Genomic DNA, 24536 nt, shown 5'->3' on the forward strand with positions numbered 1-24536 from the left:
GTCCGGGCCGACCTTGGCCGGCGCGACAGCGTGCCCAGCCCGGCTCAGGGCAGCCATGATCCCGACGGCGATCGTGGTCTTGCCCTGACCCGACGCAGGTGCCGCGATGACGACCCGGGGCAGGGGGGTCGGTGTCACCACTCGATGCCCTTCTGGCCCTTCTGGCCCTTGTCGAACGGGTGGGCGATCTTGGTCATCTCGGTGGCGACGTCCGCGATCTCGAGGAGGCGGGGGTGTGGATCGCGGCCGGTGATGACCACGTGCTGGTAGCCGGGGGCGGTCGGTCAGGGAGTCGACGACGTCGTCGATGTCGAGCCAACCCCACGTGAGCAGGTAGGTGAACTCGTCGAGGACATAGAGGGTGTGGGTCTCGTCGGCGAGGCGACGCTTGATCTCTTCCCAGCCCTCACGGGCGGCCTCGGCATGGTCCTCCTCGGTTGCCGGCCTTGCGTGACCACGACCAGCCCGAGCCCATCTTGTGCCACTCGATCGGGCCGCCCTGGCCGGTGCTGGCGGTTCACGTCGTCGAGAGCAGCCAGCGCTGCCTGCTCACCGATGCGCCACTTGGCCGACTTCACGAACTGGAACACGCCGATCGACCACCCCTGGTTCCAGCCGCGCAGGGCCAGGCCGAAGGCCGCCGTCGACTTCCCCTTCCCGGCGCCACCGTGGACGATGACGAGCGGACTGTTGCGGCGCTGTCGGGTGGTGAGGCCGTCCGCAGCCTGCACCGGTGTCACTCCCTTGGCCATCAGGCGGCCCTCCTGTCATTGATGAGCGCCACGAGGTGATCGGCGGCGATGTCTTCGAGGGGCACGTGCTCTGCGCCCATCCGGTCGGCGAGGTCCCTGGCCAGACCCATCCGGAAGCGGCCGGACTCGCAGTCGATCACGACGCTGTCGACGGCGACGTGCCCCCACTGGTCGGCGATGCGCTGTGCTCTGCCCAACGCATCGACGCCCGCCGTGGCGCGTCCGTCGGTGACGAGCACGAGCAGCGCCCGTCGACGTGGGTCCCTGATGCGCTCCAGCCCAAGGGTCTTCGCGGCCGTGGCGAGACCCTCGGCCAGGGGCGTGCGCCCGCCGTGGGGGAGTTCGGCCAGGCAGGCGGCGGCCGCCTCGACCGAGGAGGTCGGCGGCAACGCGAGGTCGGCACCGGTGCCTCGGAAGGTCACCAGGCCCACGCGATCGCGTCGCTGGTAGGCGTCCATGAGCAGCGACAGGACGGCCGTCTTGACCTCGGCCATCCGAGACCGGGCAGCCATCGACCCGGAGGCGTCGACGAGCAGCAGCACGAGGTTGGACTCCTTGCCCTGGGTGATCGCCGAGCGGAGGTCGCTCGCCCGGATCTCCAGTCGGCTCGTCCCGGTCGTCCCGGTCGTCCCGGTCGTCCCGGTCGTCCGGTGGCGCGGGCGCCTCGCTCTCGGGCAGCGGCCGTGATGGTGGCGGTCAGATGGACCCGGCCCGTGCGCTCGCGGCTCGATCCGACCGTCCTGCCCCAGGTCGTGATCGCCCGGCTGCGTTTGCCGGCCGCTCCCGACCCCGTGCCCCGCACACTGAGGCGACGAATGCGGTACGGCTCGTGTGCTGCCGCCACGCCCTGGACGGGCGCCGGCGGGTCGGTCTCGGAGACCTCTCCGCCGCTCTCCGTGTCGGTGGGGTCCGGCGGTGTGCAGTCGGAGCGCTGATCGCGGGCGTCCTGCGCTCCCTCGTCGCAGTCCTGCGCCGACGGCGTCGTCATGGGGTCGCCCGAGTCGTCGTCCGCGGTGTCCGTCTCGTCGGAAGGCTCCTTCGGGCGCTCGGGCCGGTCCGGCTCGTCGGGCAGGTGAGGGTCTTCATCCTGAGGGTCCTGGGGGTCCTCCGGAGGCGGCGGCTCGTCGTCGCCGAGCAGGCGATCGAGCAGGTCCTCGTCCAGTCCCGGCGCGTCGAAGGGTGCACGCCGACGTCGGTGGGGGAGAGCGAGTTTGGCGGCGGTGCGGATGTCCTCCCGGGTGACGTCGGTGCGCCCCTCCCACGCCGCGTGGGCCACCGCAGCCCTCGCGGTCACGATGTCGGCACGCATCCCGTCGACCTCGAAGCCGGCGCAGACCGTGGCGATCTTGTCCAGCGCCCAGTCACTCAGACGCACGCGACGCAGGGCCTCCTGGGCGGACGCGATCCGGGCGGCCACATCGGCCTGCGCCACGGCATACGAGGTCTGGAAGGCGACCGGATCCTCATCGAAGGCGAGCCGCCGACGGACCACGTCCGCACGCTGCGCTGGGTCGCGGCTGGCCTTCACCTCGACGGTCAGGCCGAAGCGGTCGAGCAACTGCGGGCGAAGCTCGCCCTCCTCCGGGTTCATGGTGCCGATCAGGACGATGCGGGCAGGGTGGGACACCGACACCCCGTCGCGCTCGACGGTGTTGCGGCCCATGGCAGCGGCGTCGAGGAGCAGGTCGACGAGATGGTCGTGCAGGAGGTTGACCTCGTCGACATAGAGCAGACCACGGTGCGCCTGGGCGAGCAGCCCCGGCTCGAAAGCCGTTTCACCGTGACCGAGGGCCTTGCTGAGGTCGAGGGAGCCGATGACGCGATCCTCGGTGGCACCCACCGGGAGTTCGACCAGACGAGCTGGGCGGGTCGTCGATGCGGCGTCGGTGTGTGGCCCGTCGGGGCAGTCGGCGGCGGGCGACCGTGGGTCGCAGCCGAAGCGACATCCGTGGACGACCGCCTGGCGGGGCAGGATCTCGGCCAGAGCGCGCACCATCGTGGACTTCGCGGTGCCCTTCTCGCCGCGCACGAGCACGCCGCCGACCTCGGGGGAGACCGTGGTGAGGACGAGGGCGAGGGCCATCTCGTCGGCACCGACGATGGCGGCGAAGGGGTAGTTGGACACGGCGCTCCTCCTGGTGAGTGACCACGCTCACCGGCCGATTCGGCCGCCTCGGGGTCCCGGGGCGGCGTGACGCAGGAGGACGTCCTGGCTTCCGGTCTCCACGTCACGCGGCGAGCGGTCACAGTGGCGGGACCGCTCCGGAGTTGCACCGGTATTCCTCGCCCTGCGTCGCCCCGCATCCTCCCACATCGCCCACCCCGGGTCCGGCGAGGTCGATGTCTCATCGCACGTAGGCTGTCGCGCGTGATCGAGGTCGTGGGCATCGAGGATGCGGGCTGGGCGTCCGTGCCCGCCCGCGAGCAGGATCTCGTATGCCGTTCGCGGCACCTTGTCGGTGGCGCCCGACACCTGGCCCTGGTCCCCGAGATCGAGGGTCAGATCCGCACACCATGGCCCACACCGATGCGCGCCCAACTGCCAGCACTGTTCGAGCAGATCGGCACCGAGGGCGTCGTCGTGCTCGCCAGTGGTGACCCGCTGCGCTCGGGGGTCGCGAGCACCCTCATCGACCTGTTCGGCCGGGAGACGGTCCGGGTCCACCCTTCGCTGTCCTCGGAGACCCTGGCGCGGGCGCGGATGGGTTGGCCCGCCGAGGAGACGACGGTCGTGACCCTCGTCGGGCGCTCTGTCGATCGACTCCGCCGTCACCTCGACCCGCGTGCACGTCTCGTCGTCCTGTGCTCCGATGGCTCGACCCCCGCCGAGGTCGCCGCCCTTCTCGTCCAAGAGGGCTGTGGCAGTTCGCGGCTCACGGCGTGGTGGCACCTCGGAGGGCCCAAGGAGGGCAGCCGATCCGGCGCTGCACGGGACTGGGAGGTCGAGCCCACTCCTGATCTGGTCGTGCTCGCCGTCGAGGTGGACGACCTCGCGGCCGCCCGCTCGTCCTCGGGCCCCGCCCCCGGACGCCCAGAAGAGGCCTTCGATCACGACGGACAGATCACCAAGCGTGACGTGCGCGCGAGCGCGCTGGCCCATTTGCGTCCGACACCTGGGGCCACTCTCTGGGACCTCGGCGCCGGCTCGGGTGCGGTCGCGATCGAATGGGCACTGGCGGCCCGCTGCGCGCGAGCGGTGGCCCTCGAGCGCGACCCCGGTCGTGCCGCCCGGATCCGCGCCAACGCTGCACGTCTCGGGGTGCCGCGAGAGGTCGAGGTGGTCGAGGCCGACCACGGGGCCCTCTCCCCGGAAGGGGCGTCCGTCCTCGACGCGCTGCCCGACCCGGACGCGGTCTTCGTTGGCGGCGGTCTCACGAGCGAACTCGCCGACCTGGCGTGGGGTCGCCTCCGTCCGGGCGGACGTCTTGTCGCGCACGCCGTCACGCTCTCGGCCGAATCCGTCCTCGTCGCTGCCCACCAGCGCCACGGAGGCCACCTGACCAGGCTGAGTGTCGAGCACGCGACGCCGCTGGGTCCGCACCTGTCGTGGACCCCGGCCCGCGCGATCGTCCAGTGGAGCGCCCAGAAACCCGCCCCGCCCCACGAGCAAGGAATGTCATGACCGTTCATTTCATCGGGGCCGGTCCCGGTGCCGCCGACCTGCTCACCCTGCGCGCCGTCCGCCTGCTGCAGGAGAGTCCGATCTGCCTCTATGCCGGCACCTACATCGACGACGAGGTCCTCTCGCACTGCGGGCCGGAGACCGAACTCATCGACACGGCATACCTCAATCTCGACGCCATCACGGCCACCCTCGTCGCCGCCCACGACGCCGGTCATGACGTCGCCCGGCTGTGCTCGGGAGACCCGTCGATCTACTCGGCGATCGCCGAGCAGACGCGCCGTCTCGACGCCGCAGGGGTGCCCTGGGACCTCACCCCGGGCGTGCCGGCCTATGCCGCGACGGCCGCGCTCATCGGGCGTGAACTGACGGTGCCCGAGGTGGCCCAGTCGGTCGTCCTGACGCGCGCGCAGAAGGACTCGACCACGATGCCGCCGGGGGAGACCCTGGCGGCCTTCGCCGCGACCAATGCCACCCTCGTCCTGCACCTGGCGATCCGACACACCCGGCGGCTGGCCGATGAGCTCAGTGCCCACTACGGGGCCAACTGCCCGGTCGTCGTCGGCTCGCAGGTCACCCAGCCCGAGGAACTGATCCTGCGCGGCACCCTCGCCGACATCGCCGACCAGGTCGAGGCCGCGGGCCTGACCCAGGCCGCGGTCATCATCGTCGGCTGGGCCCTGTCGGCGGAGGACTTCGTGGAGTCCCACCTGTATTCGAGCCGACCGCCTCGGCCCGCCGGGGAGGGGCGACCGGACGCCTCGCTGGTGTAGCCTGCCGAGCACCATCTGCGTGAGGAACCCGGTGCAAATCCGGGACGGTCGCGCCACTGTGAGCTGAGCCATCGGCGAGTCAGGAACTCCTGTGGATGTCGCGTGCCGCCGATCGGCGCCGCGCGTCACGTCTGATCGGGCGCGTCATCCCGAGGAAGGTGCAGCAATGCACATTGCCGAGGGCTTCCTGCCCCCACTTCATGCGGCAGCGTGGACAGCCGTCGCGGCCCCCTTCGTCATCCATGGCACCCGGGCGATCAGCCGCACCATCAAGGAGCACCCCGAGGCCAAATTGTTGCTCGGTGCCGCGGGGGCCTTCACCTTCGTCCTCTCCGCGATCAAGTTGCCCTCGGTGACGGGCTCATCGTCCCACCCGACGGGCACCGGACTGGGGGCGGTGATCTTCCGGCCCCCGGTGATGGCGGCCCTGGGGACGATCGTCCTGCTCTTCCAAGCCCTCCTGCTCGCCCATGGCGGTCTGACCACCCTCGGGGCCAATGTCTTCTCGATGGCGGTCGTCGGCCCGTGGGTCGGGTATGCCGCGTTCCGCCTGCTCGGTCGCGCTCCCTTCTCGGTCCGCATCTTCGCGGCCATGGCGTTGGCCAACCTCGCGACCTACGTCATGACCGCCACCCAACTCGCGCTGGCCTTCCCGGGCCAGAACGGCTTCGTCGGCGCGTGGTCGGCCTTCCTCGGCATCTTCGCGATCACCCAAGTGCCGTTGGCCGTCATTGAAGGCCTCGTCGGCGTCCTCATCTTCAAGGCCCTGCGCAGTTGGGCCGGCCCAGAACTCTCCGCTCTCGGGGTGTTCTCGCGCCGCCGGGACCACGCCGGCACCAAGGTCGATGAGGCCATACATGCGTAAGCACGCGAGCACCCTGGCCATCCTCCTGGCGATCGTCGCCCTCTTCGCGGTCGCGATGGTCCTCGGCACCCGCCAGAGCACCGGCGATGGCGAGACCTTCATCGGCACCGACTCGGCGGCCACCACCCACATCGAGGAGAACCACCCCGGCTACACCCCGTGGTTCCAGCCGATCTTCGAGCCCTCGAGCGGCGAGGTCGAGTCCGGACTGTTCGCGCTGCAGGCAGCACTCGGCGCAGGAGCCCTCGGGTTCGTTCTCGGCACGATGCGCGAGCGGCGTCGCCAGCGCCGGTCGGCTGCCGACGATTCGAGCCGCCCGGTGAGCGACCCGGAGCCGGCCTGTGATGCGGCCGAGCTGCAGTCGAGGGGCTGACCTTGGCGCGATTCGCCCTCGACGAGGCGGCCTGGTCCGGGCCGTGGCGTCTGCGGTCCACCGGTGAGAAGACCCTGCTGTCACTGGGTCTGCTCACGGTGGCCGCGACCTCGCGCTCCCTCTGGGTCTCCCTCGTCGTGCTCGTCGTCGCCGTCTCCACCGCCTTGTTCGCCGCCCGCGTCCCAAAGCGCACCTATGCCCTGGCGGTGGTCGGCCCGATGACCTTCGTCGCCGTCGGTGCCATCCCCATCGCCCTGACCTTCGGCGGCCAACCCACCGACGTCCTGGCCTCACTCGGCCCGGTGTCGCTCACGTCCACCGGCCTGTATGCCGCGGCGGCGGTCGCCGTGCGGTCGGCGGCCGCGATGGCGGCCATGACTCTCCTGGCGGCCACGACTCCGATGGTCGACCTGCTCGCGGGGCTGCGGCGACTGCGGGTGCCCGAGGTGCTCGTCGACATCGCCGGCCTGGTCTATCGGATGCTCTTCACCCTGATGGACTCCGTCCTTGCCGTCCGCGAGGCGCAGGCGGCCCGCCTCGGCTTCGTCGACGGCCGGACCGCTCGTCGGTCGATGGGCCTGATGGCGGGCTCGGTCCTCGGGCGCGCCTGGCAACGGTCGCGGCGCCTCGAGGAGGGCCTGCGCGGACGAGGGTATGCCGGGTCGCTGCGGACCCTGCCCAGGGAGACGGTCGTGTCGGTGCCCTTCATGGCGGTCAGCGGTCTGATCGTGACCGCACTGGCCGCGACGTCGATCCTGTTCGCGCTGCGAGGTGTCGCATGACTCATCGCACCGGCACGTGGGAGCCCACCGTCGGGGCGGTGCTCGTGGGCGAGGGCCTCCACGCGGGCTACCCGGGGCGAGGCGACGTCCTCGACTGCGCCCATGTGTCCGTGACGGGGCGCAGTCGGCTCGCCCTGCTCGGCGAGAACGGCTCCGGCAAGACGACTCTGCTGCGCTGCCTCTCGGGTGCTCATGTGCCCGACGCGGGGAGCGTGGCCGTCGATGGCATCACGCTCCGCCACGACAACGCCGGTCTGCGCGACCATCGGCAGCGGGTCCAGCTCGTGCTGCAGGACCCGGACGACCAGCTCTTCTCGGCCGATGTGCGCGCCGACGTCTCCTTCGGACCGATCAACCTCGGCCTCGACGACCACGAGGTGCGAGCGCGCGTGTCCGAGGCCCTCGAGCTGCTCGACGTCGTTGACCTCGCCGACCGACCGGTCCACCAGTTGTCCTACGGCCAGCGCAAGCGGGTCGCCATCGCCGGGGCCGTGGCGATGCGGCCGCAGGTCATCCTGCTCGACGAGCCGACGGCAGGCCTCGACCCACGAGCGGTGACGACCCTGCGCGCGGCCCTGGACAACCTCGAGGCACGGGGCACCACGGTCGTGGTCTCGACCCACGACATCGACTTCGCCTGGGAGTGGGCCGACGAGGTGGGCGTGGTCGTGGACGGCATCGTCCACCAGGGCAGCACCGTCAAGATCATGACCGACGAGGCACTCCTTCGACGGGCACACCTCGGCGTGCCGTGGCCGGTCAAGCTGCTCCGGTCACTCGGTCACGAGATCGACGTCGTCGACCCGCCGCGGACGGTCGCTGACGTCGCGCGTTTCCTGGGCTGAGCAGCGCCGCCCCTCTCGCGTGACCGAGCGCGGCCACGTCGACGCAGCGCGTGTCAGTCGCTGCCGAGCGTGTCAGTCGACGTAGCGCGGCGTCCAGACCCGGCCGCTGTCGGTGACCCGCGTGCTCGCGGCGCCGATCATGACCAGGCACCCCATGTCGACGGTCTCGGGGTCGAAATCACCCAGTGTCGTCACGGTCGACGATTCCTGCTCCCGACCCACGTGCCGCGCGACGACGACGACCCGATCCTCGGGCAGGACCTCCAGCAAGGCCGCCCTGGCCTGCACGAGCTGGTCGGGCCGGGAGGCCGAGCGCGGGTTGTAGAACGCCATCGCGAGATCGGCCCGAGCGCAGGCCCGGAGCCGCTCGACGACGACCGACCACGGCTTGAGCCGGTCGGACAGCGAGATCAGGGCGTGATCCGCGCCCAGGACGGCTCCGGCGAGCGCGGAGGCGGCGTGCGCGGCCGTGACGCCGGGGACGACGTGGATCGGCACCACGGCATACCGGGCGTCGGTCTCGGCGGCCTCGAACACTGCCGCGGCCATGCCGAAGACGCCGGCATCACCACCCGAGACGACTGCGACCTCGTGGCCCGCCAGAGCCAGGTCGAGGGCCTGTCGTCCGCGATCGACCTCGACGGTGTTGCCCGAAGGCAAGCGGGTCAGCCCCTCCCGTTGCGGCACCCGGGCGACGTAGGGGGCGTAGCCGATGACGTGATCGACACGGGAGAGCACCTCGCTCGCCTCCGGGGTCAACCACGCATCCGGCCCTGGTCCCAGCCCGACGACATGGACCGTGCCGAGCGTCACGGCGTCGCCGCTGCCATCGCCACCCGCAGTGGCGGATCGTGATGCGGGAGAACGAGATTCGTCGACTCCGGCGGGAGCGGCTCCCTCGGCGCGACCGGCCGCGTCGGCACGCAGGTCCTGTCCGGGCACGACGATGAGCGACATGTAGGGCACGGCGGCGGCGTCGACGTCGGCGAGGGGGAGGACGCGCTGACGTCTGCCCGAGGCCCGCTCGACATAGACGGCTCGCTCCAGCAGGCCCGCCTGACGGACCGCCTCGACGACCCCGGGGAAGGTCTGGCCCAACTTCATGATGATGGCCGCGTCCGTGTCCGCGAGGCGCCGTGCCAGCTCGGGCACCGGGAGCGTCCCTGGCAGGATCGTCAAGGTGTCCTCGTGTCGACACAGGCCGGTCGCGACGGCGGCGGTCGCCGCGCTCACCGACGTGACGCCGGGCACGACCTCGGTGGGGTAATGCGGCGAGAGTCGGTCATGGACATACATGAAGGACCCGAAGAAGAGGGGGTCGCCGATCGCGAGGACGACGACACTGCGTCCCCTGGCCAGATGGCCCTGCAGTCGGTCGGCGCACTCGTCATAGAACTCGCCGAGCGCCGTGTAGTAGTCACCCGATTGCTCGGCGAAGTCGGCGGTCACCGGATAGCGCAGCTCCTCCTCGATCACCTCCGGTGACAACAGGTCGGCGACGATCGAGCGCGCCATCGACTGCTTGCCCGTGCCGGCGTGGAAGGCGACGACGTCGGCGCTGCGGATCAACTCGGCCGCACGCAGGGTGACCAGACCGGGGTCGCCGGGGCCGACGCCGACCCCATAGAGCCGTCCTGCGGCCGATCGGGGCTCGTTGTCGTTCATGCGAGCTCCGACTCGTTGGCCAGGGCATTGAGGGCCGAGGCGGCCATGGCTGATCCGCCGCGGCGACCGTGCACGACCAGCCAGGGGATCTGACTCCCGTCAGGCAAGCGGTGCTCGGCCAGGGCCACCTTGGACTCGGCCGATCCGATGAAGCCGACCGGCATCCCGACGATCGCCGCCGGACGTGGCCCACCATCCAGGATCAGCTCCAGCAGGTGGAAGAGCGCGGTCGGCGCGTTGCCGATGGCGACGACGGCCCCCTCCAGGCGAGGTCCCCACAGCGACACGGCGGCCGCCGCCCGGGTGGTGCCCCACTGTCGGGCCAGCTCGGGCACCGACTCCTCGCGCAAGGTGCAGATCACGTCGTTGTCGGCGGGCAGGCGGCGCCTGGTCACGCCCGAGGCGAGCATGTGGGAGTCGGTGAAGATCGGGGCGCCGGCCTCCAGTGCCCCGCGCGCTGTCGCCACCAGGTCGTGGGTGGCCGCGAGGGCCGAGACGATGTCGACGTCACCGGCACCGTGGATGATCCGGGTCGCCACAGTGACCAGGTCCGGCGCGAAGTCACGCAAGTCCGCTTCGTCCCGGATCGTGCCGAAGGACCGGCGATAGATCTCGAGCCCGTCGGTGACGTAGTCGTAGCGACGGGTGGGTGGCACCGGCGTCATCGGGCGAGCGCTCCATCGGCAGAGAGGATGTCGTCGACCGAGTGGGGGTCGACGACGAGGACATGGTCGAGTGTCGGTGCGCCACAGGCGCGTTCGCACCCCACGACGTGGAGCCGCGGCCCGTCCGGGCCCAGGCGAGCGGCGCTCTCCAGGGCCAGATCCATCGTCGGGGAGGACGTGCGGGCGCACCAGGGCGCCCCGGTGCACGCCGACAGGCGCGCCCACGGGTCGGACTCCGTGACGGTGAACCCCGCCTCCTCGAGGTCGGCGGCGAACTCTGCGCCACTGGGGACGACGAGAGAGCGCCACGGGGTGATGACCACGTCGTCGGTGATCGCGACGAGCGCCGAGAGATGGGTCGCGCGCAGCATCGCGAGCGGAATCCCGGCCACGAGATCCCCGCCCACTGGGCCCGGGGTCAGCGGTGGCGCCGGGTCCACGGGCATCGGCTCCAGCCCGGCGAAGACGGGCGAGTCCGCGGGCAGGTCACGGATGTTCCAGACGCGGGGACCTTCGCGATGCGTGAGGAAGAGCCGGGCCCTGTCGAGGAGGTGCGCGACGGCGTCGTCGCGGGCACACGGCATACCCAGTCCTGCCAACCGGATCACACCGGAGGTGGGCGTCAACGCCTGGTATGCCGCGTCGACCGGTTCGGTGAGCACCGCGCCCGTCGCGTCGGTGACGGCGAAGAGGAAGCGGCCGGGCAGGTCCGCGAGGAAGGGGTCGGCGCACAGGGCAGCGTCGAGCTCGGCGACAAGGGGTTGCAGATCGGGAGCGAGAGGGGCCGCGAGAATGTTGCGGGCGCGCTCATGGGAGGGCGAGGGAAGCAGTCCGGTGGCCTCGGCGCGGACCATGACGTCCTCGGGGAGTGGATCCGGCAGGCCCCGCACTTGGAGGTTCGTGCGTGAGGTGACGGAGAGCAGGGGAGCGCCGTGGTCGGCACCGATGGCGAGCAGGTCGGCCAGGGTCGACACGCGCACCCGTCCGCCGGGCACCCGCAGCCTGATGATCGCCCCGTCCTGGGCCACGAAGGGCTTGAGCAGACCGGGACAGCGGTCGGCTCCGAGGCGGGTGCATGTCACGCCCGGGAGCATACGCTCGCGTTCCTCTCGCTCCGCGTCTGCCGTAGGCTGCCAAGCGGTCGTCGTCGACGGAACCCGGTGCAAGACCGGGACGGTCCCGCCACTGTGACGCCCGGGTGACCGGGCGGAGTCAGGAACGTCACGCCGACCTGCTCCGGCCCACCCTGCCGGGCATCCGTCGACCCGGGGCGCGGACCCCAAGGGAGTTGCACCAGATGCCACGTATTGCCCTGCTGTCCACCAGCGACACCGACCTGCTCAGTGCCCGTGCCTCCGGCGCGGAGTACGTGTGGGCCAACCCGGCCCGCCCGGGCCACCAGGACATGGGTGCGGCCCTGGAGGGCGCCGACATCGTCGTGGCGCGCATCCTGGGTGGTCCGCAGGACCTCTGCTCCGGCTTCCGGCGGATCAGCGCGACCGGCACGCCGATGGTCGTCCTGGGTGGTGAGCAAGCGCCCAACGCGGCACTGATGGAGCTCTCGACCGTGCCGGCCGGCGTGGTCGCGGAGGCGCACCGCTACTTGGCCCAGGGTGGCCCGGACAACCTGCGCAACCTGCATGCCTTCCTGTCCGACACCCTGCTCCTCACCGGTGCGGGCTTCGAGCCCCCGGATGAGCTGCCGGCGTGGGGTGTGCTCGATCGCCCCGAGCTCCCGACGCTCGACGATGGAGTGACCCGGCCCCGGATCGGTGTGCTCATCTACCGCGCGCAGCAGGCGGCCGGCAACACAGCCTATGCGCACGCGCTGTGCGATGCCATCGACGAGGCCGGAGGCGTCGGCGTGCCGATCTTTGCCGCCTCCCTGCGCGATGCTCCCGACGACCTCATCGCCCACCTGGGCGCCTTGGACGCGCTCGTGACCACCGTCCTCGCCGCCGGTGGCACCAAACCGGCGACGGCCAGCGCGGGGGAGGACGACGAGGCGTGGGACGTGCGTGCCCTGGCCGAGCTCGACATCCCGATCTTCCAGGGGCTGTGCCTCACGTGGAGCCGAGCCGAGTGGGAGGCCTCGGATGACGGGATGTCCCCGCTCGACGTGGCCACGCAGGTCGCGGTGCCCGAGTTCGACGGCCGACTCATCACCGTCGCCTTCTCCTTCAAGGAGACCGATGCCGACGGCCTGCCGCACTACGTCGCCGACCTCGAGCGGTGCGCGCGAGTCGCCCGCATCGCCGTCAACCACGCACGCCTGCGCCACACGCCGCCGCAGCAGCGCAAGATCGCGGTCGTCCTCTCGGCCTACCCGACCAAGCACTCGCGGATCGGCAATGCCGTCGGTCTCGACACACCCGTCTCCACGGTGCGGCTGTTGCGGGCCATGCGGGACGCCGGTTATGACCTGGGCCCGAACGGCGGTGCGGAGGGCATCCCCGGTCTGGGGGACCTGCCGCCCGTGGAGGGCGAGGCACCCGACACGACTGCGGGCAACGCCCTCATCCACGGTCTCATCGCGGCCGGCGGCCAGGACCCGGAGTGGCTCACCCAGGAGCAGGTGACGGACGCCCAGGTGCGCATCCCGGCGGCGACGTATGCTGCGTGGTTCGCGGCGCTGCCCGAGGAGTTGCGCTCAGCGATGGTGGAGCACTGGGGCGAGGCCCCGGGTGAGCTCTTCGTCGACCGCTCGCGTGACCCAGAGGGTGAGATCGTCTGTGCGGCCATCCAGTCGGGCAACGTCGTCCTCCTCGTGCAGCCGCCGCGCGGCTTCGGCGAGAACCCGATCGCGATCTACCACGACCCGGACCTCCCGCTGACCCACCACTATCTCGCGACCTATCGCTGGATCGAGGAGGAGTTCGGTGCCCACGCGATCGTGCACGTGGGCAAGCACGGCAACCTGGAATGGCTGCCCGGCAAGAACCTCGCCCTGTCGGCGGACTGCGGGCCCGATGCGGCTCTGGGGTCGCTTCCGCTGATCTATCCCTTCCTCGTCAACGACCCCGGTGAGGGCACCCAGGCCAAGCGGCGGGCCCACGCGACGATCGTGGACCACCTCGTGCCGCCCATGGCACGTGCCGAGTCCTACGGCGACATCGCCCGCCTGGAGCAGTTGCTCGACGAGTACGGCAACGTCTCCGCGATGGATCCGGCCAAGGCGCCTGCCCTGCAGGGCGAGATCTGGACGCTGCTGCGCGCTGCCAAGATGGACCAGGACCTCGGGCTCGGTGACAATCCCGATGACTACGCGTTCGATGAGCTCGTCGGCCAGATCGATTACCACCTGTGCGCGATCAAGGACGTCCAGATCCGTGATGGCCTCCACGTCCTGAGCGAGGCTCCGACCGGTGAGGGGCTGCTCAACCTGGTCCTGGCGATCCTGCGGGCCGGACAGATCTTCGGTGGACGGTCGGACGGGATCCCGGGGCTGCGCGTGGCGCTCGGACACGACGAGATCGAGAGTGGCAGCGCCGACACCGACGCCTTCGAGGCGACGGCTCGCGAGCTCGTGGGACGCTGCGCGGATGCCCACTGGGAGGTCGGCGCGGTCGACGGGATCGTGCTGGAGGTCCTGGGTGAGTCCAATGCGGGGGTGTCCGCATCGCTGACCTTCGCCTGCCGGGAGGTCGTCCCGCGCCTGCGCGAGACCTCCCGTGAGATCCCGATGGTCCTGCACGCTCTCGACGGTGGCTACGTGCCGGCCGGCCCGTCCGGCTCGCCGCTGCGTGGACTGGTCAACGTCCTGCCGACCGGGCGCAACTTCTATTCGGTCGACCCCAAGGCGATCCCGTCGCGACTGGCCTATCAGACCGGGTCGGCGATGGCCGCGTCCCTCCTGGAGCGCTACCGCGAGGAGACGGGCGAGTTGCCGCAGTCGGTGGGGCTGTCCGTGTGGGGGACGTCGGCGATGCGCACCTCCGGCGACGACATCGGCGAGGTGCTCGCGCTGCTCGGCGTCGTCCCCGTGTGGGACGAGCAGTCCCGCCGCGTCGTCGGACTGGAGCCCTTGTCGTTGGAGGAGCTGGGTCGCCCGCGGATCGACGTCACGGTCCGGATCTCGGGCTTCTTCCGGGACGCCTTCCCGCACGTCATCGCCCTGCTCGACGATGCCGTGGCGCTCGTGGCCGGTCTCGACGAGCCGGACGAGATGAACTTCGTGCGCGCCCACGCGCGCGCCGACGAGGCGGCGCATGGGGACGAGCGTCGCTCTCGCACAAGGATCTTCGGCTCGAAGCCAGGATCCTATGGCGCTGGCATCCTCCAGGTCGTCGAATCGGGCAACTGGCGCAATGACGCCGACCTCGCCGAGGTCTACACCCAGTGGGGCGGCTTCGCCTACGGTCGGGGGCTGGACGGCATACCGGCTCGAGAGGACATGGAGCGCAACTATCGGCGCATCCAGGTCGCGGCCAAGAACATCGACAACCGCGAGTCCGACATCCTCGATTCCGACGACTACTTCCAGTACCACGGCGGCATGGTCGCCACGGTGCGGGCGCTCACCGGCGCCGAGCCCAAGGCCTTCGTCGGTGACTCGACCTCACCCGATGCCGTCCGCACCCGCACCCTGCAGGAGGAGACGAACCGCATCTTCCGCGCCCGCGTCGTCAACCCGCGGTGGATCAGTGCGATGCAGCGGCACGGCTACAAGGGAGCCTTCGAGCTCGCCGCCACGGTCGACTACCTCTTCGGCTTCGACGCGACAGCCGGCGTGATCCCGGACTGGATGTACGAGAAGCTCGCCCAGGAGTACGTGCTCGATGAGACCAACCAGGCCTTCATGCGACACGCGAACCCCTGGGCCCTGCGCGGCATCGTGGAAAAGCTGTCCGAGGCTGCCGAGCGTGGTCTCTGGGAGCAGCCGGACCCCGAGGTGATGGCTGCCATGCAGCAGGTCTATCTCGATGTCGAAGGACAGCTGGAGGACTGAGGTGACCGAGGGCGCGGAGCAGTCGTGGGCACGGCCGGTGCCGGTCATCGGCGATGCCACGAGTGCTCGGACCCGCCGCGAGGACCCGGCCGGCTGGGCCATGGGTGCTCCGGTCGTCGAGGCCCTGGAGGCGGTCGTCGGCGCGCGCAGGGACATCCGGCGCTTCCGGCCCGATCCGGTGCCTGACGAGCTGCTCGAGGCCGTGCTCGCCGCGGGCCATCGGGCGCCGAGCGTCGGTCACTCGCAGCCGTGGCGTTTCATCGTCGTCAGCGACCAGTCCACGCGGGACCGGGCGGCCCATCTCGCCGACGCCGCGCGACTGGCCCAGGCCGACCATCTCACCGAGGACCGCGCCGCCCGCCTGCTCGACCTCAAGTTGGAGGGCCTTCGGGAGGCACCCTTGGGCATCGTGGTGGCCTGTGACCGTCGGACACCGGCGATGGGCGTGCTCGGCAGGGCGACCTTCCCCGATGCCGATCTGTGGTCGTGTGCCACCGCCATCGAGAACATGTGGCTCACGGCCCGCGCCCACGGCCTGGGGATGGGGTGGGTCACCCTCTTCGATCCCGCCGACCTGGCCGACCTCTTCGGTCTCCCCGAGGGCGTCGTGACGCTCGGGTGGCTCTGCCTGGGCTGGCCCGACGAGCGTCCGCCGGAGCCGGGCCTGCAGCGCGCGGGCTGGTCGACCAAGACCCCACTGGCAGACGTGGTGCTGCGGGAGCGTTGGAGCGAGGGCGCGCCGGAGCAGCCCATCTCGCACCTGCGCGGCCCTGACGAGCACCTTCTCGTCGCCGCGACCGATGATGCCGACGAGCTCCTGGCTCCGCCCGACTCGCTCGGTGTCCTCGACCGTGTGCTCAACCGCGTGGCGGCCCTGGGGGAGCGGGACATCGACGGCGGCACCCTGGTCCTGGTGGCCGCGGATCATCCGGTGGCCGAGCTGGGCGTGAGTCCGTATGCCGTGTCGGTCACTCGTGAGGTGACCGAGGCCGCCGTGGCGGGCACGTCCATGGGCGCCGTGGCCGCGCAGACGGCCGGTCTGGGCCTGCTTGTGGTGGATGCGGGGGTCGACGGTGACGAAGCCGTGGTGGGAGCAGCGGTCGGTGCCCGGCCCTCTGACCCGCGCGGTGACCTCGAGTCTGCCGATGCCCTGACAGTGTCCGACGTGGATGCCCTCCTCGCCGCGGGTCGAGATGTCGGGCGCCGGGCTGCGCAGAGCGGTCTGGTCGTGCTCGGCGAGATCGGCGTCGGCAACACGACCGTTGCGGCAGCGCTGGCCTGCGCGCTGACCGGGCTCGACCCGGCAGAGGCGGTGGGCCTCGGTGCCGGGGCGGACGCGGCCATCCTGGAGCGCAAGCGTGACGTCGTCGCAGCGGCGCTGCTGCGTTGTGGTCCCGCTCTGGCCGGATCCGAGTCTCCGGCGGACCAGGCTCGTCAGGCCCTGGCCGGTCTCGGTGGTCCCGAGATCGCCGTGCTCACCGGCGTGGTGCTGGGAGCGGTCGAGGCGGGTGCGCCGGTCGTCCTCGACGGACTGGCCGGTTCCCTCCCCGGGCTGCTCGCCGCCCGGATCGAGCCCGCGGTTCAGGCCCATCTGGTGGCGGGGCAGCGCTCGCGCGAGCGGGCCCACGCGGCCGTCCTGCGTGCGCTGGGCCTCGAGCCGCTGCTCACCCTCAGGCTGCGCGCAGGTGAGGGTGTCGGAGCGTGTCTCGCCGCGTCGATGATCCTGCAGGGCCTCCGGATGCGACGACTGGCCGCACGCACGGTGGAGTGATCGGTCCTCGGTTCGCGTCGGTTGGCCAGCAAGGACGGGCTCTGACCGGGGCGTTTGTCGCTACGAGGGTCTCAGGACGTAGACGTCCATGATCCATCCGTGCTCGGCACGCAACTCGGCGCGGACGGCGACCACGTCGTCGATGACGTCGGCCAGGCGACCGGAGCGCAGCGTCTGCTGGGGGAGGCCGAGGTAGGCGCCCCAATGGATCAGCAGATCCGGGGCGCGCTCCACGAGCCCTTGGCAGGCGAGGTGCCCATCGAGCATGACCACGACCGAGCCGAGCGATGGAGACCATTCGTCGACCAGACGCCGCCCAGTCGTGATGTGGACCGGTTGCCCGACCGCGTGGAGCACGATCGAGTGGGCGGCGGCAAGGGCCTGGAAGGCCGAGATGCCGGGGACGACGTGGGTGACGATCGGCAGGCGCTCACCGATGGCGTCGACGACACGGATCGTGCTGTCGTAGAAGGCCGGATCTCCCCACACGAGGAAGCCGACGACCGCGTCCGCGGGGAGGGCGGCGATGACCTCGGCGTAGCGATCGGCCCGCGCCGCGTGCCAATCGGCCACCCCGGCGCGGTATGCCGTGTCATCGCGTTCGGCGTCCGGCCCACGGGTCGGGTCGGGCACATTCACGAAGCGATAGTCCTGACCCTCCACCCCCTCGATGAACTCCGCGCAGATCGCCCGTCGCACCGCGACGAGGTCGTCCTTGGCGGAGCCCTTGTCCGCGACGAGGAAGACATCGACTGCGCGCAGGGCAGCGATGGCCTCCTGGGTGAGGTGCCCGGGGGAGCCGGCGCCGATGCCGATGACCTTGATGATGCGCGGCGTGGGTGGGCTCATGAGCCAGTTCCTCGGGTCAGCGTGAGCAAGGCTTCGAGGTCGAGATGCTCCTCGACGGCATCGGCGAGCGCGTCGATCATGGTCGAGCGCCGTTGCGCGAATCCCGGTGCCCCGGGCCGTGATTGCCAGCGTGAGCCGGCCACTGCTGCGACCTCGGCGAGAAGGGCACGCCGGAAGTCGTCGCATTCCAGGGTGCCGTGCCAGATCGATCCGAAGACCGGCCCACGACGCATGCCCCCGGGGAAGGACCTGTCGTCGTCGACGACGCCGTGATGGATCTCGTAGCCCTCGACCCGATGACCCTGCCACTCGCCCGATGGACGCCCGAGGACCTTCTCCGCCGCGAAAGTGACCGAGGTCGGCAGCACGCCCAACCCGGCGCTGACGCCGGCCCCGCTCTCGACGGGGTCGTCGATCCACTGCGCCAACATCTCGTAGCCACCGCAGATCCCCAGGACCGGCCGGGCCGCGGTGACCCGCTCGACGACGACGTCGGCCAGGCCCCGCTCACGCAACCAGGACAGGTCACTGACCGTGGCTCGCGAGCCCGGCAGGACGAGCAGGTCGGCTTCGCGGCATACGTCCGGGTCGGTCGTCACCCGGACGTCGACGCCGGGCTCGGCGGCGAGGGCATCGACGTCGGTGGCATTGGAGGTCCGCGGGAAGCGCACCACGGCGACGGAGAGTCGGTCGGCCACGTCGTCCTCCGACGGTCGCCAGCGACCGACCGAGAGAGCGTCCTCGGAGTCGAGCCAGACGTCCTCGAGCCACGGGAGGACGCCGACGAAGGGCACCCCCGTGCGCCTCGTGATCTCCACCAGCCCAGGGGTGAGCACGGACTCGTCACCTCGGAACTTGTTGATGCAGAAGGCTTTCAGCAGAGCCCGGTCCTCGTCGTCGAGCAACGCCCACGTGCCGTAGAGAGCGGCGAGGATGCCGCCCCGGTCGATGTCTCCGACGACCATGACGGGCAGGTCGAAGCGCCGCGCCAGACCCATGTTGACGTAGTCGCCGCGCCGCAGGTTGATCTCGGCGGGGGAGCCGGCTCCCTCGGCCACGACCAGGTCGCAGCCCCCCGCCAACTCCTCGTAGGCCGCGAAGGCGGCCTCGGCAAGGTGCGCGCGGCCAGTCGCGTATTCGCCGGCCTGCAACTCGCCCGCGGGCTGTCCGCGCAGGACCACGAAGGCTCGACGATCGCTGCCCGGCTTGAGGAGCACGGGATTGTGCAGAGAGCTCGCCTCGACCCCAGCCGCCTCGGCCTGCAGATATTGCGCGCGCCCGATCTCCGAGCCATCGCGGCAGACCATCGAGTTGTTGGACATGTTCTGGCTCTTGAAGGGAGCGACGCGCAGCCCGCGGCGGGCCAGGGCGCGGCACAGTCCGGTGACGACGAGGGACTTGCCCGCATCCGAGCTCGTCCCGGTCACCAGCAGTCCAGCCACGCAGCGACCTTACAGTGGGCTCGTGAGGGATCCCGTGACTGTGCACCTCGTCCGCCACGGACAGTCGACGTGGAACGTCGAGGGCCGGCTCCAGGGGCAGACCGTGCACCCCGAGCTCACCGAGCGCGGGCGTCGCGAGGCCGCCGAAGCGGCCGCACTACTACGTGCGCGGTGCCCCGGCACGGGCGAGGATGTGGGTCTGATCTGCAGTGACCTGGTCAGGGCCGCGCAGACAGCCGCGGTGATCGGGCAGGTGCTCGGGGTGATCGTCGAACAGGACGTCGCCCTGCGCGAGCAGGGCCTGGGTGTCCTCGAGGGCCGCCTCACGAAGGAGCTGGTGCCCGAGCCGACTCCCGAGGGGCTGGACATCACCGAGGTGCGATGGGGCGGGGGCGAGTCGATCGAGGACGTCCACGATCGCCTGGGGACCTTCTTCGAGCGCGTCCTCCCGGCTGCTCCACCCCACCTTGTCCTGGTCACGCACGGTGACACCCTGCGGGTGGCTCGCGCCTGGCTGCAAGGTCGAGGTCATCGCGACGTCGACTGGGACCTGGTGCCGAACGGCTTCGTGACGACCCTGGCCGTCGAGGCCGGTAGACTTCGGGACCAAGAGCGTCTGAGCCGTCATCAGCGGCGAGCTTCCGGAAGAACAGCGGGTCCTGACTCGATCAGGTCCGCCCACTAGACCCGGACGGGTGGGCTTCGTCACAGCCTTCGACCAAGAGCGGTCGCATGCCGCGGGGCCCGGTTCGCCGGTCTGCGCAGCCAGGCGTGCGGCAAGCGAGGTGGCACCGCGGAGGTGAGCACCCGGCATACGGAACCGTGTGCGGGACTCACGTTCGTCCTCGTCCAGAGATTTCGAGTTGACGACCCGCAGGAGCACGAAGACCCATGACCTATCCCACGGTCTCCACGACCGGCCAGCACACCGGCGCCGCCTTCGGCGTCCCCTCGAGCCCGCGCTTCCCGCAGATCGAGGAGGCCGTCCTGGCCTACTGGGCGAAGGACAACACCTTCCTCGCCTCGGTCGAGGAGCGCCCGGCCGGTGTCAACGGCGCCAACGAGTTCGTCTTCTACGACGGCCCGCCCTTCGCCAACGGCCTGCCGCACTACGGCCACCTGTTGACCGGCTACGTCAAGGACATCGTTCCCCGCTACGAGACGATGCGCGGCAAGCACGTCGAGCGCCGCTTCGGCTGGGACACCCACGGCCTGCCCGCCGAGCTCGAGGCGATGAGCCAGCTCGGCATCAAGACCAAGGACGAGATCCTCGAGATCGGGATCGAGACCTTCAACGCCAAGTGCCGCGAGTCGGTCATGACGTACACGGGGGAGTGGCAGGACTACGTCACCCGCCAGGCCCGTTGGGTCGACTTCGACAACGACTACAAGACGCTCAACCCGACGTTCATGGAGTCGGTGCTCTGGGCGTTCAAGATCCTGTACGACAAGGGCTTGGTCTATGAGGGCTTCCGCTGCCTGCCGTACTGCTGGAACGACCAGACGCCGCTGTCCAACCACGAGCTGCGCATGGACGAGGAGGTCTACAAGAACCGGCAGGACCCGGCCGTCACCGTGGGCTACCGCCTCGAGACCGGCGAGCTCGCCCTCATCTGGACGACGACCCCGTGGACCCTGCCGAGCAACCTCGCGATGGCCGTGCGCCCCGACATCGACTACGTCGTCGTCGAGTCCGAGGGCCCGACCGGGAGCACCGAGCGGTACGTGCTCGCCGAGGCGCGCCTGACTGCCTACACGCGCGAGCTCGGTGCGGATGCCGCGGAGCGGGTCGTCGAGCGGCTCACCGGGGCTGACCTGGTCGGTCGGTCGTACACGCCACCGTTCTCGTACTACGCCGGCCACCCGAACTCCCACGTCGTGCTCGCGGCCGACTACGTGACGACCGACGACGGCACCGGCATCGTCCACATCGCCCCCGCCTTCGGTGAGGAGGACAAGCAGCTCACCGACCAGCACGGCATCGCCCCGGTGGTGCCCGTGGGCCCCGACGGCCGCTTCACGTTCCCGGTCAACGACTACGAGGGCCTGCACGTCTTCGAGTCCAACGCCCTCATCATCGAGCACCTCAAGGCCGCCACCCACGGTGAGGGGGAGCACGCCTCGGTCACGCCGGGCACCGTGCTCGTGCACCGCGAGACATACGACCACAGCTACCCGCACTGCTGGCGCTGCCGCGAGCCCCTCATCTACATGGCGGTGTCGTCGTGGTTCGTCGAGGTGACGGCGTTCAAGGACCGCATGGTCGAGCTGAACCAGGAGATCACCTGGGTGCCCGAGCACGTCAAGGACGGCCAGTTCGGCAAGTGGCTGGAGAACGCCCGCGACTGGTCGATCTCGCGGAACCGGTTCTGGGGCAGCCCGATCCCGGTCTGGCGCTCGGACGACCCCGCGTACCCGCGCATCGACGTCTACGGCTCCTTCGCCGAGCTCGAGCGCGACTTCGGGTGCCTACCGCTGAACGAGCACGGCGAGCCCGACCTGCACCGCCCCTTCGTCGACCACCTGACCCGGCCCAACCCCGACGACCCGACCGGCAACTCCACGATGCGCCGGGTCGAGGACGTGCTCGACGTGTGGTTCGACTCGGGCTCGATGTCCTTCGCCCAGGTCCACTACCCGTTCGAGAACGCGGACTGGTTCGAGCACCACTTCCCGGGCGACTTCATCGTCGAGTACATCGGGCAGACCCGCGGCTGGTTCTACACGCTGCACGTGCTCGCGACCGCACTGTTCGACCGGCCCGCGTTCTCCTCGTGCGTCAGCCACGGCATCGTCCTGGGCTCCGACGGCCAGAAGATGAGCAAGTCGCTGAAGAACTACCCCGACGTGAGCGAGGTGTTCAACCGCGACGGCGCCGACGCGATGCGCTGGTTCCTCATGTCGAGCGGCATCCTGCGCGGCAGCAACCTCGTCGTCACGCAGGAGGGCATCCGCGAGGGGGTGCGCCAGGTGCTCATCCCGCTGTGGAACAGCTGGTACTTCTTCAGCCTGTACGCCAACGCGGCGAACGGGGGAGCGGGGTACACCGCGACGTGGTCGACCGCCTCCACCGACCCGCTCGACCGCTACCTGCTCGCCACGCTGCGTGGGCTCGTCGAGACGGTGCAGGGCCAGATGGACACCTACGACATCCCGGGTGCCTGCGAGTCGGTGCGCCAGTTCGTCGACGTGATGACCAACTGGTACATCCGCCGGTCGCGCGAGCGCTTCTGGGACAGCGGTTCCGGCGACTCCTCGGCCACCGAGGCCGCCTTCGACACGCTCTACACGGTGCTCGAGGTGCTGACCCGGGTGTCGGCCCCGCTCCTGCCCCTGGTCACCGAGGAGATCTGGCGCGGGCTCACCGGCGGTCGCTCGGTGCACCTGGCCGACTGGCCGGATGCCGCCGCGCTGCCGGCTGACGACGACCTCGTCGCCGCGATGGATGCCGTGCGCGCCGTGTGCTCGACGGGCTCGTCGCTGCGCAAGGCGGAGAAGCTGCGGGTGCGCCTGCCGCTGCCCGAGCTCACCGTCGTCACGGCGGCCCCGGACGGGTTGGCGCCGTTCGCCGGCATCATCGCCGACGAGCTCAACGTCAAGGCCGTGACGGTGCTCGACGTCGCGGACGCCCACGGGTCCGACTTCGGCATCAGCCAGCGCCTCGTCGTGAACGCCCGGGCCGCCGGGCCACGCCTGGGCCGGGACGTCCAGACGGCCATCAAGGGCAGCAAGACGGGGGACTGGACGGTGGCCGAGGACGGCACCGTGACCTCGGGCGGGCTCGCGCTCGTCGAGGGTGAGTACGTCGTCGAGACGGTCGTCGACGCCGAGCAGGCCGGGTCGCACGCCACGGCCATGCTGCCCGGTGGCGGATTCGTCGTGCTCGACACCGACGTCACGCCCGAGCTCGAGATGGAGGGCACCGCCCGTGACCTGGTGCGGGCCGTGCAGCAGGCGCGCCGGGACGCAGGCCTCGAGGTCTCGGACCGGATCTCGCTCGAGGTCACCGGTGCCGAGTTCGTCTACCGGTCGGTGCTGAACCACCGCGACCTGCTGAGCGGCGAGACGCTGGCCGAGCAGCTGTCGGTGACCCCCGACCTCGACGCCCTCGACCCGGATGCCGCGGACGTCACCGAGGTGACCGTCGGCGAGCGCTTCCCGGCACGCCTGAGGATCACCGTGCGCTGACTCGTCGTTCCGACGAGCTGTGCGCGTGCATACCTCCAGATGGACGCATGCCCTCGCTGGGCGATACTATCGAGATGCGATAGCGTCTGGGAGTGGCCATCCAGTCCTTCGCCGATGCGAACACAGAGAAGGTCTGGCGCCGCAAACACGTCGCCCGGCTTGGCACCGACATCCAACGGGCCGCGCAGAAGAAGCTTCGGCTCCTCAACGCGGCCGGCACGTTGGGCGATCTGCGCGTTCCGCCGGGCAACCGCCTGGAGAAGCTGACCGGAAGCCGAGCCGGTCAGCACTCGATCCGAGTCAACGACCAGTTCCGCATCTGCTTCACCTGGACCGCGGGCGGGCCAACCGACGTCGAGATCGTCGACTACCACTAGAAGGGAGGCAATGCGATGACCAAGGCACACGACCCGATCACGCCGGGAGAGATCCTGCGCACCGAGTTCCTCGAGCCGCTGGAGATCAGCCAGTACCGGCTGGCGCAGGCAACCGGCCTGAGTCAGACCCGCATCGGGGAGATCGTCCGCGGCAGGCGACGTATCACCACGGAAACCGGCCTGCGACTCTCCCGCGCGCTTGGGACCAGCGAGCGCTTCTGGATCAACATCCAGGCCGACTACGACATCGAAGTCGAACACGACACCCACGAGGATGACCTGAACCGCATCGAGAGTCTGGTCAGTTAGGGCACCGCTACGCGTGCGTGCACCGTCGCCTGCCGACCGCCTGCCACCTGTCGGTGACGCCGGACCCCGACGCCCTCGACCGGGATACCGCGGACGTCACCGAGGTGACCGTGGGCGAGCGCTTCCCCGCCCGCCTGCGGATCGTGAGGCGCTGACCGGCATGCGGTGAAAGTTCCCTGTTCCTTGGGCCCAGCCCGGCACGTACACCGTCGTCGTGGAGAACCACGGGGGCCGGTACGCCGGACACCGACTGGACGGGAGAGGTCGCTTGGGGGCCACCTCCGTCGTGTGACCGCTGCGCACCGGAGTC

At 70.6% G+C, this 24536-nt stretch carries 21 protein-coding genes, 1 pseudogene and 3 riboswitches; of the genes and pseudogenes, 13 read left to right on the top strand and 9 right to left on the bottom strand.

What is annotated here, in order from left to right; translation table 11 throughout:
- The 4 genes and pseudogenes from C8E84_RS18460 to C8E84_RS00020 all read right to left on the bottom strand — a co-directional run.
- On the bottom strand, positions 1-141 hold a 141-nt coding region (locus C8E84_RS18460), incomplete at its 3' end, for a nucleotide-binding protein (RefSeq protein ID WP_211675664.1).
- Positions 135-752 (bottom strand): annotated as a pseudogene (gene cobO / locus C8E84_RS00010) (cob(I)yrinic acid a,c-diamide adenosyltransferase). The gene C8E84_RS18460 and the pseudogene cobO, both read right to left, overlap by 7 nt.
- Positions 752-1246, bottom strand: coding sequence for a VWA domain-containing protein (locus tag C8E84_RS17945; protein ID WP_159898442.1), 495 nt, complete (start codon positions 1244-1246; stop codon positions 752-754). Before C8E84_RS17945 ends, cobO begins: the two are co-directional and overlap by 1 nt.
- A complete protein-coding gene (locus tag C8E84_RS00020; protein ID WP_159898443.1) occupies positions 1171-2877 on the bottom strand; it encodes a magnesium chelatase ATPase subunit I in 1707 nt (568 codons plus the stop codon). Before C8E84_RS00020 ends, C8E84_RS17945 begins: the two co-directional genes overlap by 76 nt.
- A 57-nt stretch (positions 2878-2934) precedes the next feature.
- Positions 2935-3059, bottom strand: a riboswitch (cobalamin riboswitch).
- Positions 3060-3120: 61 nt separating this feature from the next.
- On the opposite strand from C8E84_RS00020, the gene cbiE reads away from it, so the two are divergent.
- From cbiE to C8E84_RS00050, 6 genes are all read left to right on the top strand, one after another.
- Entirely contained in the window at positions 3121-4374 is a 1254-nt protein-coding gene (gene cbiE / locus C8E84_RS00025) for a precorrin-6y C5,15-methyltransferase (decarboxylating) subunit CbiE (protein ID WP_159898444.1), read from the top strand.
- Positions 4371-5147, top strand: a complete 777-nt coding sequence (gene cobM, locus C8E84_RS00030) for a precorrin-4 C(11)-methyltransferase (RefSeq protein ID WP_159898445.1) — start codon at positions 4371-4373, stop codon at positions 5145-5147. Before cbiE ends, cobM begins: the two co-directional genes overlap by 4 nt.
- A 21-nt stretch (positions 5148-5168) precedes the next feature.
- Positions 5169-5236, top strand: a riboswitch (cobalamin riboswitch).
- A 77-nt stretch (positions 5237-5313) separates the two neighbouring features.
- Entirely contained in the window at positions 5314-6012 is a 699-nt protein-coding gene (locus tag C8E84_RS00035; RefSeq protein WP_159898446.1) for an energy-coupling factor ABC transporter permease, read from the top strand.
- Positions 6005-6385: an energy-coupling factor ABC transporter substrate-binding protein gene (locus tag C8E84_RS00040; RefSeq protein WP_159898447.1), complete on the top strand. Its 381-nt coding sequence runs from the start codon at positions 6005-6007 to the stop codon at positions 6383-6385. The genes C8E84_RS00035 and C8E84_RS00040 overlap by 8 nt, the downstream gene beginning before the upstream one ends.
- Before the next feature lie 2 nt (positions 6386-6387).
- Positions 6388-7167, top strand: coding sequence for a cobalt ECF transporter T component CbiQ (gene cbiQ, locus C8E84_RS00045; RefSeq protein ID WP_159898448.1), 780 nt, complete (start codon positions 6388-6390; stop codon positions 7165-7167).
- Positions 7164-8012, top strand: a complete 849-nt coding sequence (locus C8E84_RS00050; RefSeq protein ID WP_159898449.1) for an energy-coupling factor ABC transporter ATP-binding protein — start codon at positions 7164-7166, stop codon at positions 8010-8012. The genes cbiQ and C8E84_RS00050 overlap by 4 nt, the downstream gene beginning before the upstream one ends.
- Before the next feature lie 72 nt (positions 8013-8084).
- Here C8E84_RS00050 and C8E84_RS00055 read toward each other — a convergent pair whose 3' ends face one another.
- The 3 genes from C8E84_RS00055 to C8E84_RS00065 are packed head-to-tail and all read right to left on the bottom strand — an operon-like array spanning position 8085 to position 11424.
- Positions 8085-9677 (bottom strand): precorrin-2 C(20)-methyltransferase, encoded by a 1593-nt coding sequence (locus C8E84_RS00055; RefSeq protein ID WP_159898450.1) that lies wholly within the window; start codon positions 9675-9677, stop codon positions 8085-8087.
- Positions 9674-10342, bottom strand: a complete 669-nt coding sequence (locus C8E84_RS00060) for a precorrin-8X methylmutase (RefSeq protein WP_159898451.1) — start codon at positions 10340-10342, stop codon at positions 9674-9676. The genes C8E84_RS00055 and C8E84_RS00060 overlap by 4 nt, the downstream gene beginning before the upstream one ends.
- A complete protein-coding gene (locus C8E84_RS00065) occupies positions 10339-11424 on the bottom strand; it encodes a cobalamin biosynthesis protein CobG (RefSeq protein ID WP_246196687.1) in 1086 nt (361 codons plus the stop codon). Before C8E84_RS00065 ends, C8E84_RS00060 begins: the two co-directional genes overlap by 4 nt.
- Before the next feature lie 70 nt (positions 11425-11494).
- Positions 11495-11562: riboswitch (cobalamin riboswitch) on the top strand.
- A gap of 77 nt (positions 11563-11639) precedes the next feature.
- Here C8E84_RS00065 and cobN point away from each other — a divergent pair.
- The gene (cobN, locus tag C8E84_RS00070) at positions 11640-15290 is read left to right on the top strand and encodes a cobaltochelatase subunit CobN (protein ID WP_159898453.1); all 3651 of its coding nucleotides are present in this window, start codon (positions 11640-11642) and stop codon (positions 15288-15290) included.
- 1 nt (position 15291) lies between these two features.
- Entirely contained in the window at positions 15292-17061 is a 1770-nt protein-coding gene (gene bluB, locus C8E84_RS00075) for a 5,6-dimethylbenzimidazole synthase (protein WP_246196688.1), read from the top strand.
- Between the two features lie 60 nt (positions 17062-17121).
- Here the strand turns inward: bluB and cobF are convergent, their stop codons facing one another.
- Both cobF and C8E84_RS00085 read right to left on the bottom strand, forming a co-directional pair.
- Entirely contained in the window at positions 17122-17910 is a 789-nt protein-coding gene (cobF, locus tag C8E84_RS00080) for a precorrin-6A synthase (deacetylating) (protein ID WP_159898455.1), read from the bottom strand.
- A complete protein-coding gene (locus C8E84_RS00085) occupies positions 17907-19352 on the bottom strand; it encodes a cobyric acid synthase (RefSeq protein ID WP_159898456.1) in 1446 nt (481 codons plus the stop codon). Before C8E84_RS00085 ends, cobF begins: the two co-directional genes overlap by 4 nt.
- Before the next feature lie 22 nt (positions 19353-19374).
- Between C8E84_RS00085 and C8E84_RS00090 the strand changes: the two genes are divergently transcribed.
- The 5 genes from C8E84_RS00090 to C8E84_RS00110 all read left to right on the top strand — a co-directional run bounded on the left by C8E84_RS00090 (position 19375) and on the right by C8E84_RS00110 (position 24381).
- Positions 19375-20037: a histidine phosphatase family protein gene (locus C8E84_RS00090; RefSeq protein ID WP_159898457.1), complete on the top strand. Its 663-nt coding sequence runs from the start codon at positions 19375-19377 to the stop codon at positions 20035-20037.
- 206 nt (positions 20038-20243) lie between these two features.
- Positions 20244-23540, top strand: coding sequence for an isoleucine--tRNA ligase (gene ileS, locus C8E84_RS00095; protein ID WP_159898458.1), 3297 nt, complete (start codon positions 20244-20246; stop codon positions 23538-23540).
- Positions 23541-23632: 92 nt separating this feature from the next.
- Positions 23633-23917, top strand: a complete 285-nt coding sequence (locus tag C8E84_RS00100) for a type II toxin-antitoxin system RelE/ParE family toxin (RefSeq protein ID WP_246196689.1) — start codon at positions 23633-23635, stop codon at positions 23915-23917.
- 15 nt (positions 23918-23932) lie between these two features.
- Positions 23933-24226 carry a HigA family addiction module antitoxin gene (locus C8E84_RS00105; RefSeq protein ID WP_159898459.1) on the top strand — a complete coding sequence of 98 codons (294 nt, stop codon included), beginning with the start codon at positions 23933-23935 and terminating at the stop codon, positions 24224-24226.
- A gap of 17 nt (positions 24227-24243) precedes the next feature.
- Positions 24244-24381: a hypothetical protein gene (locus C8E84_RS00110; protein ID WP_159898460.1), complete on the top strand. Its 138-nt coding sequence runs from the start codon at positions 24244-24246 to the stop codon at positions 24379-24381.
- The last annotated feature ends 155 nt before the right edge of the window (positions 24382-24536 follow it).

It is taken from the genome of Ornithinibacter aureus (genome assembly GCF_009858245.1).
Taxonomy (GTDB): domain Bacteria; phylum Actinomycetota; class Actinomycetes; order Actinomycetales; family Dermatophilaceae; genus Fodinibacter; species Fodinibacter aureus.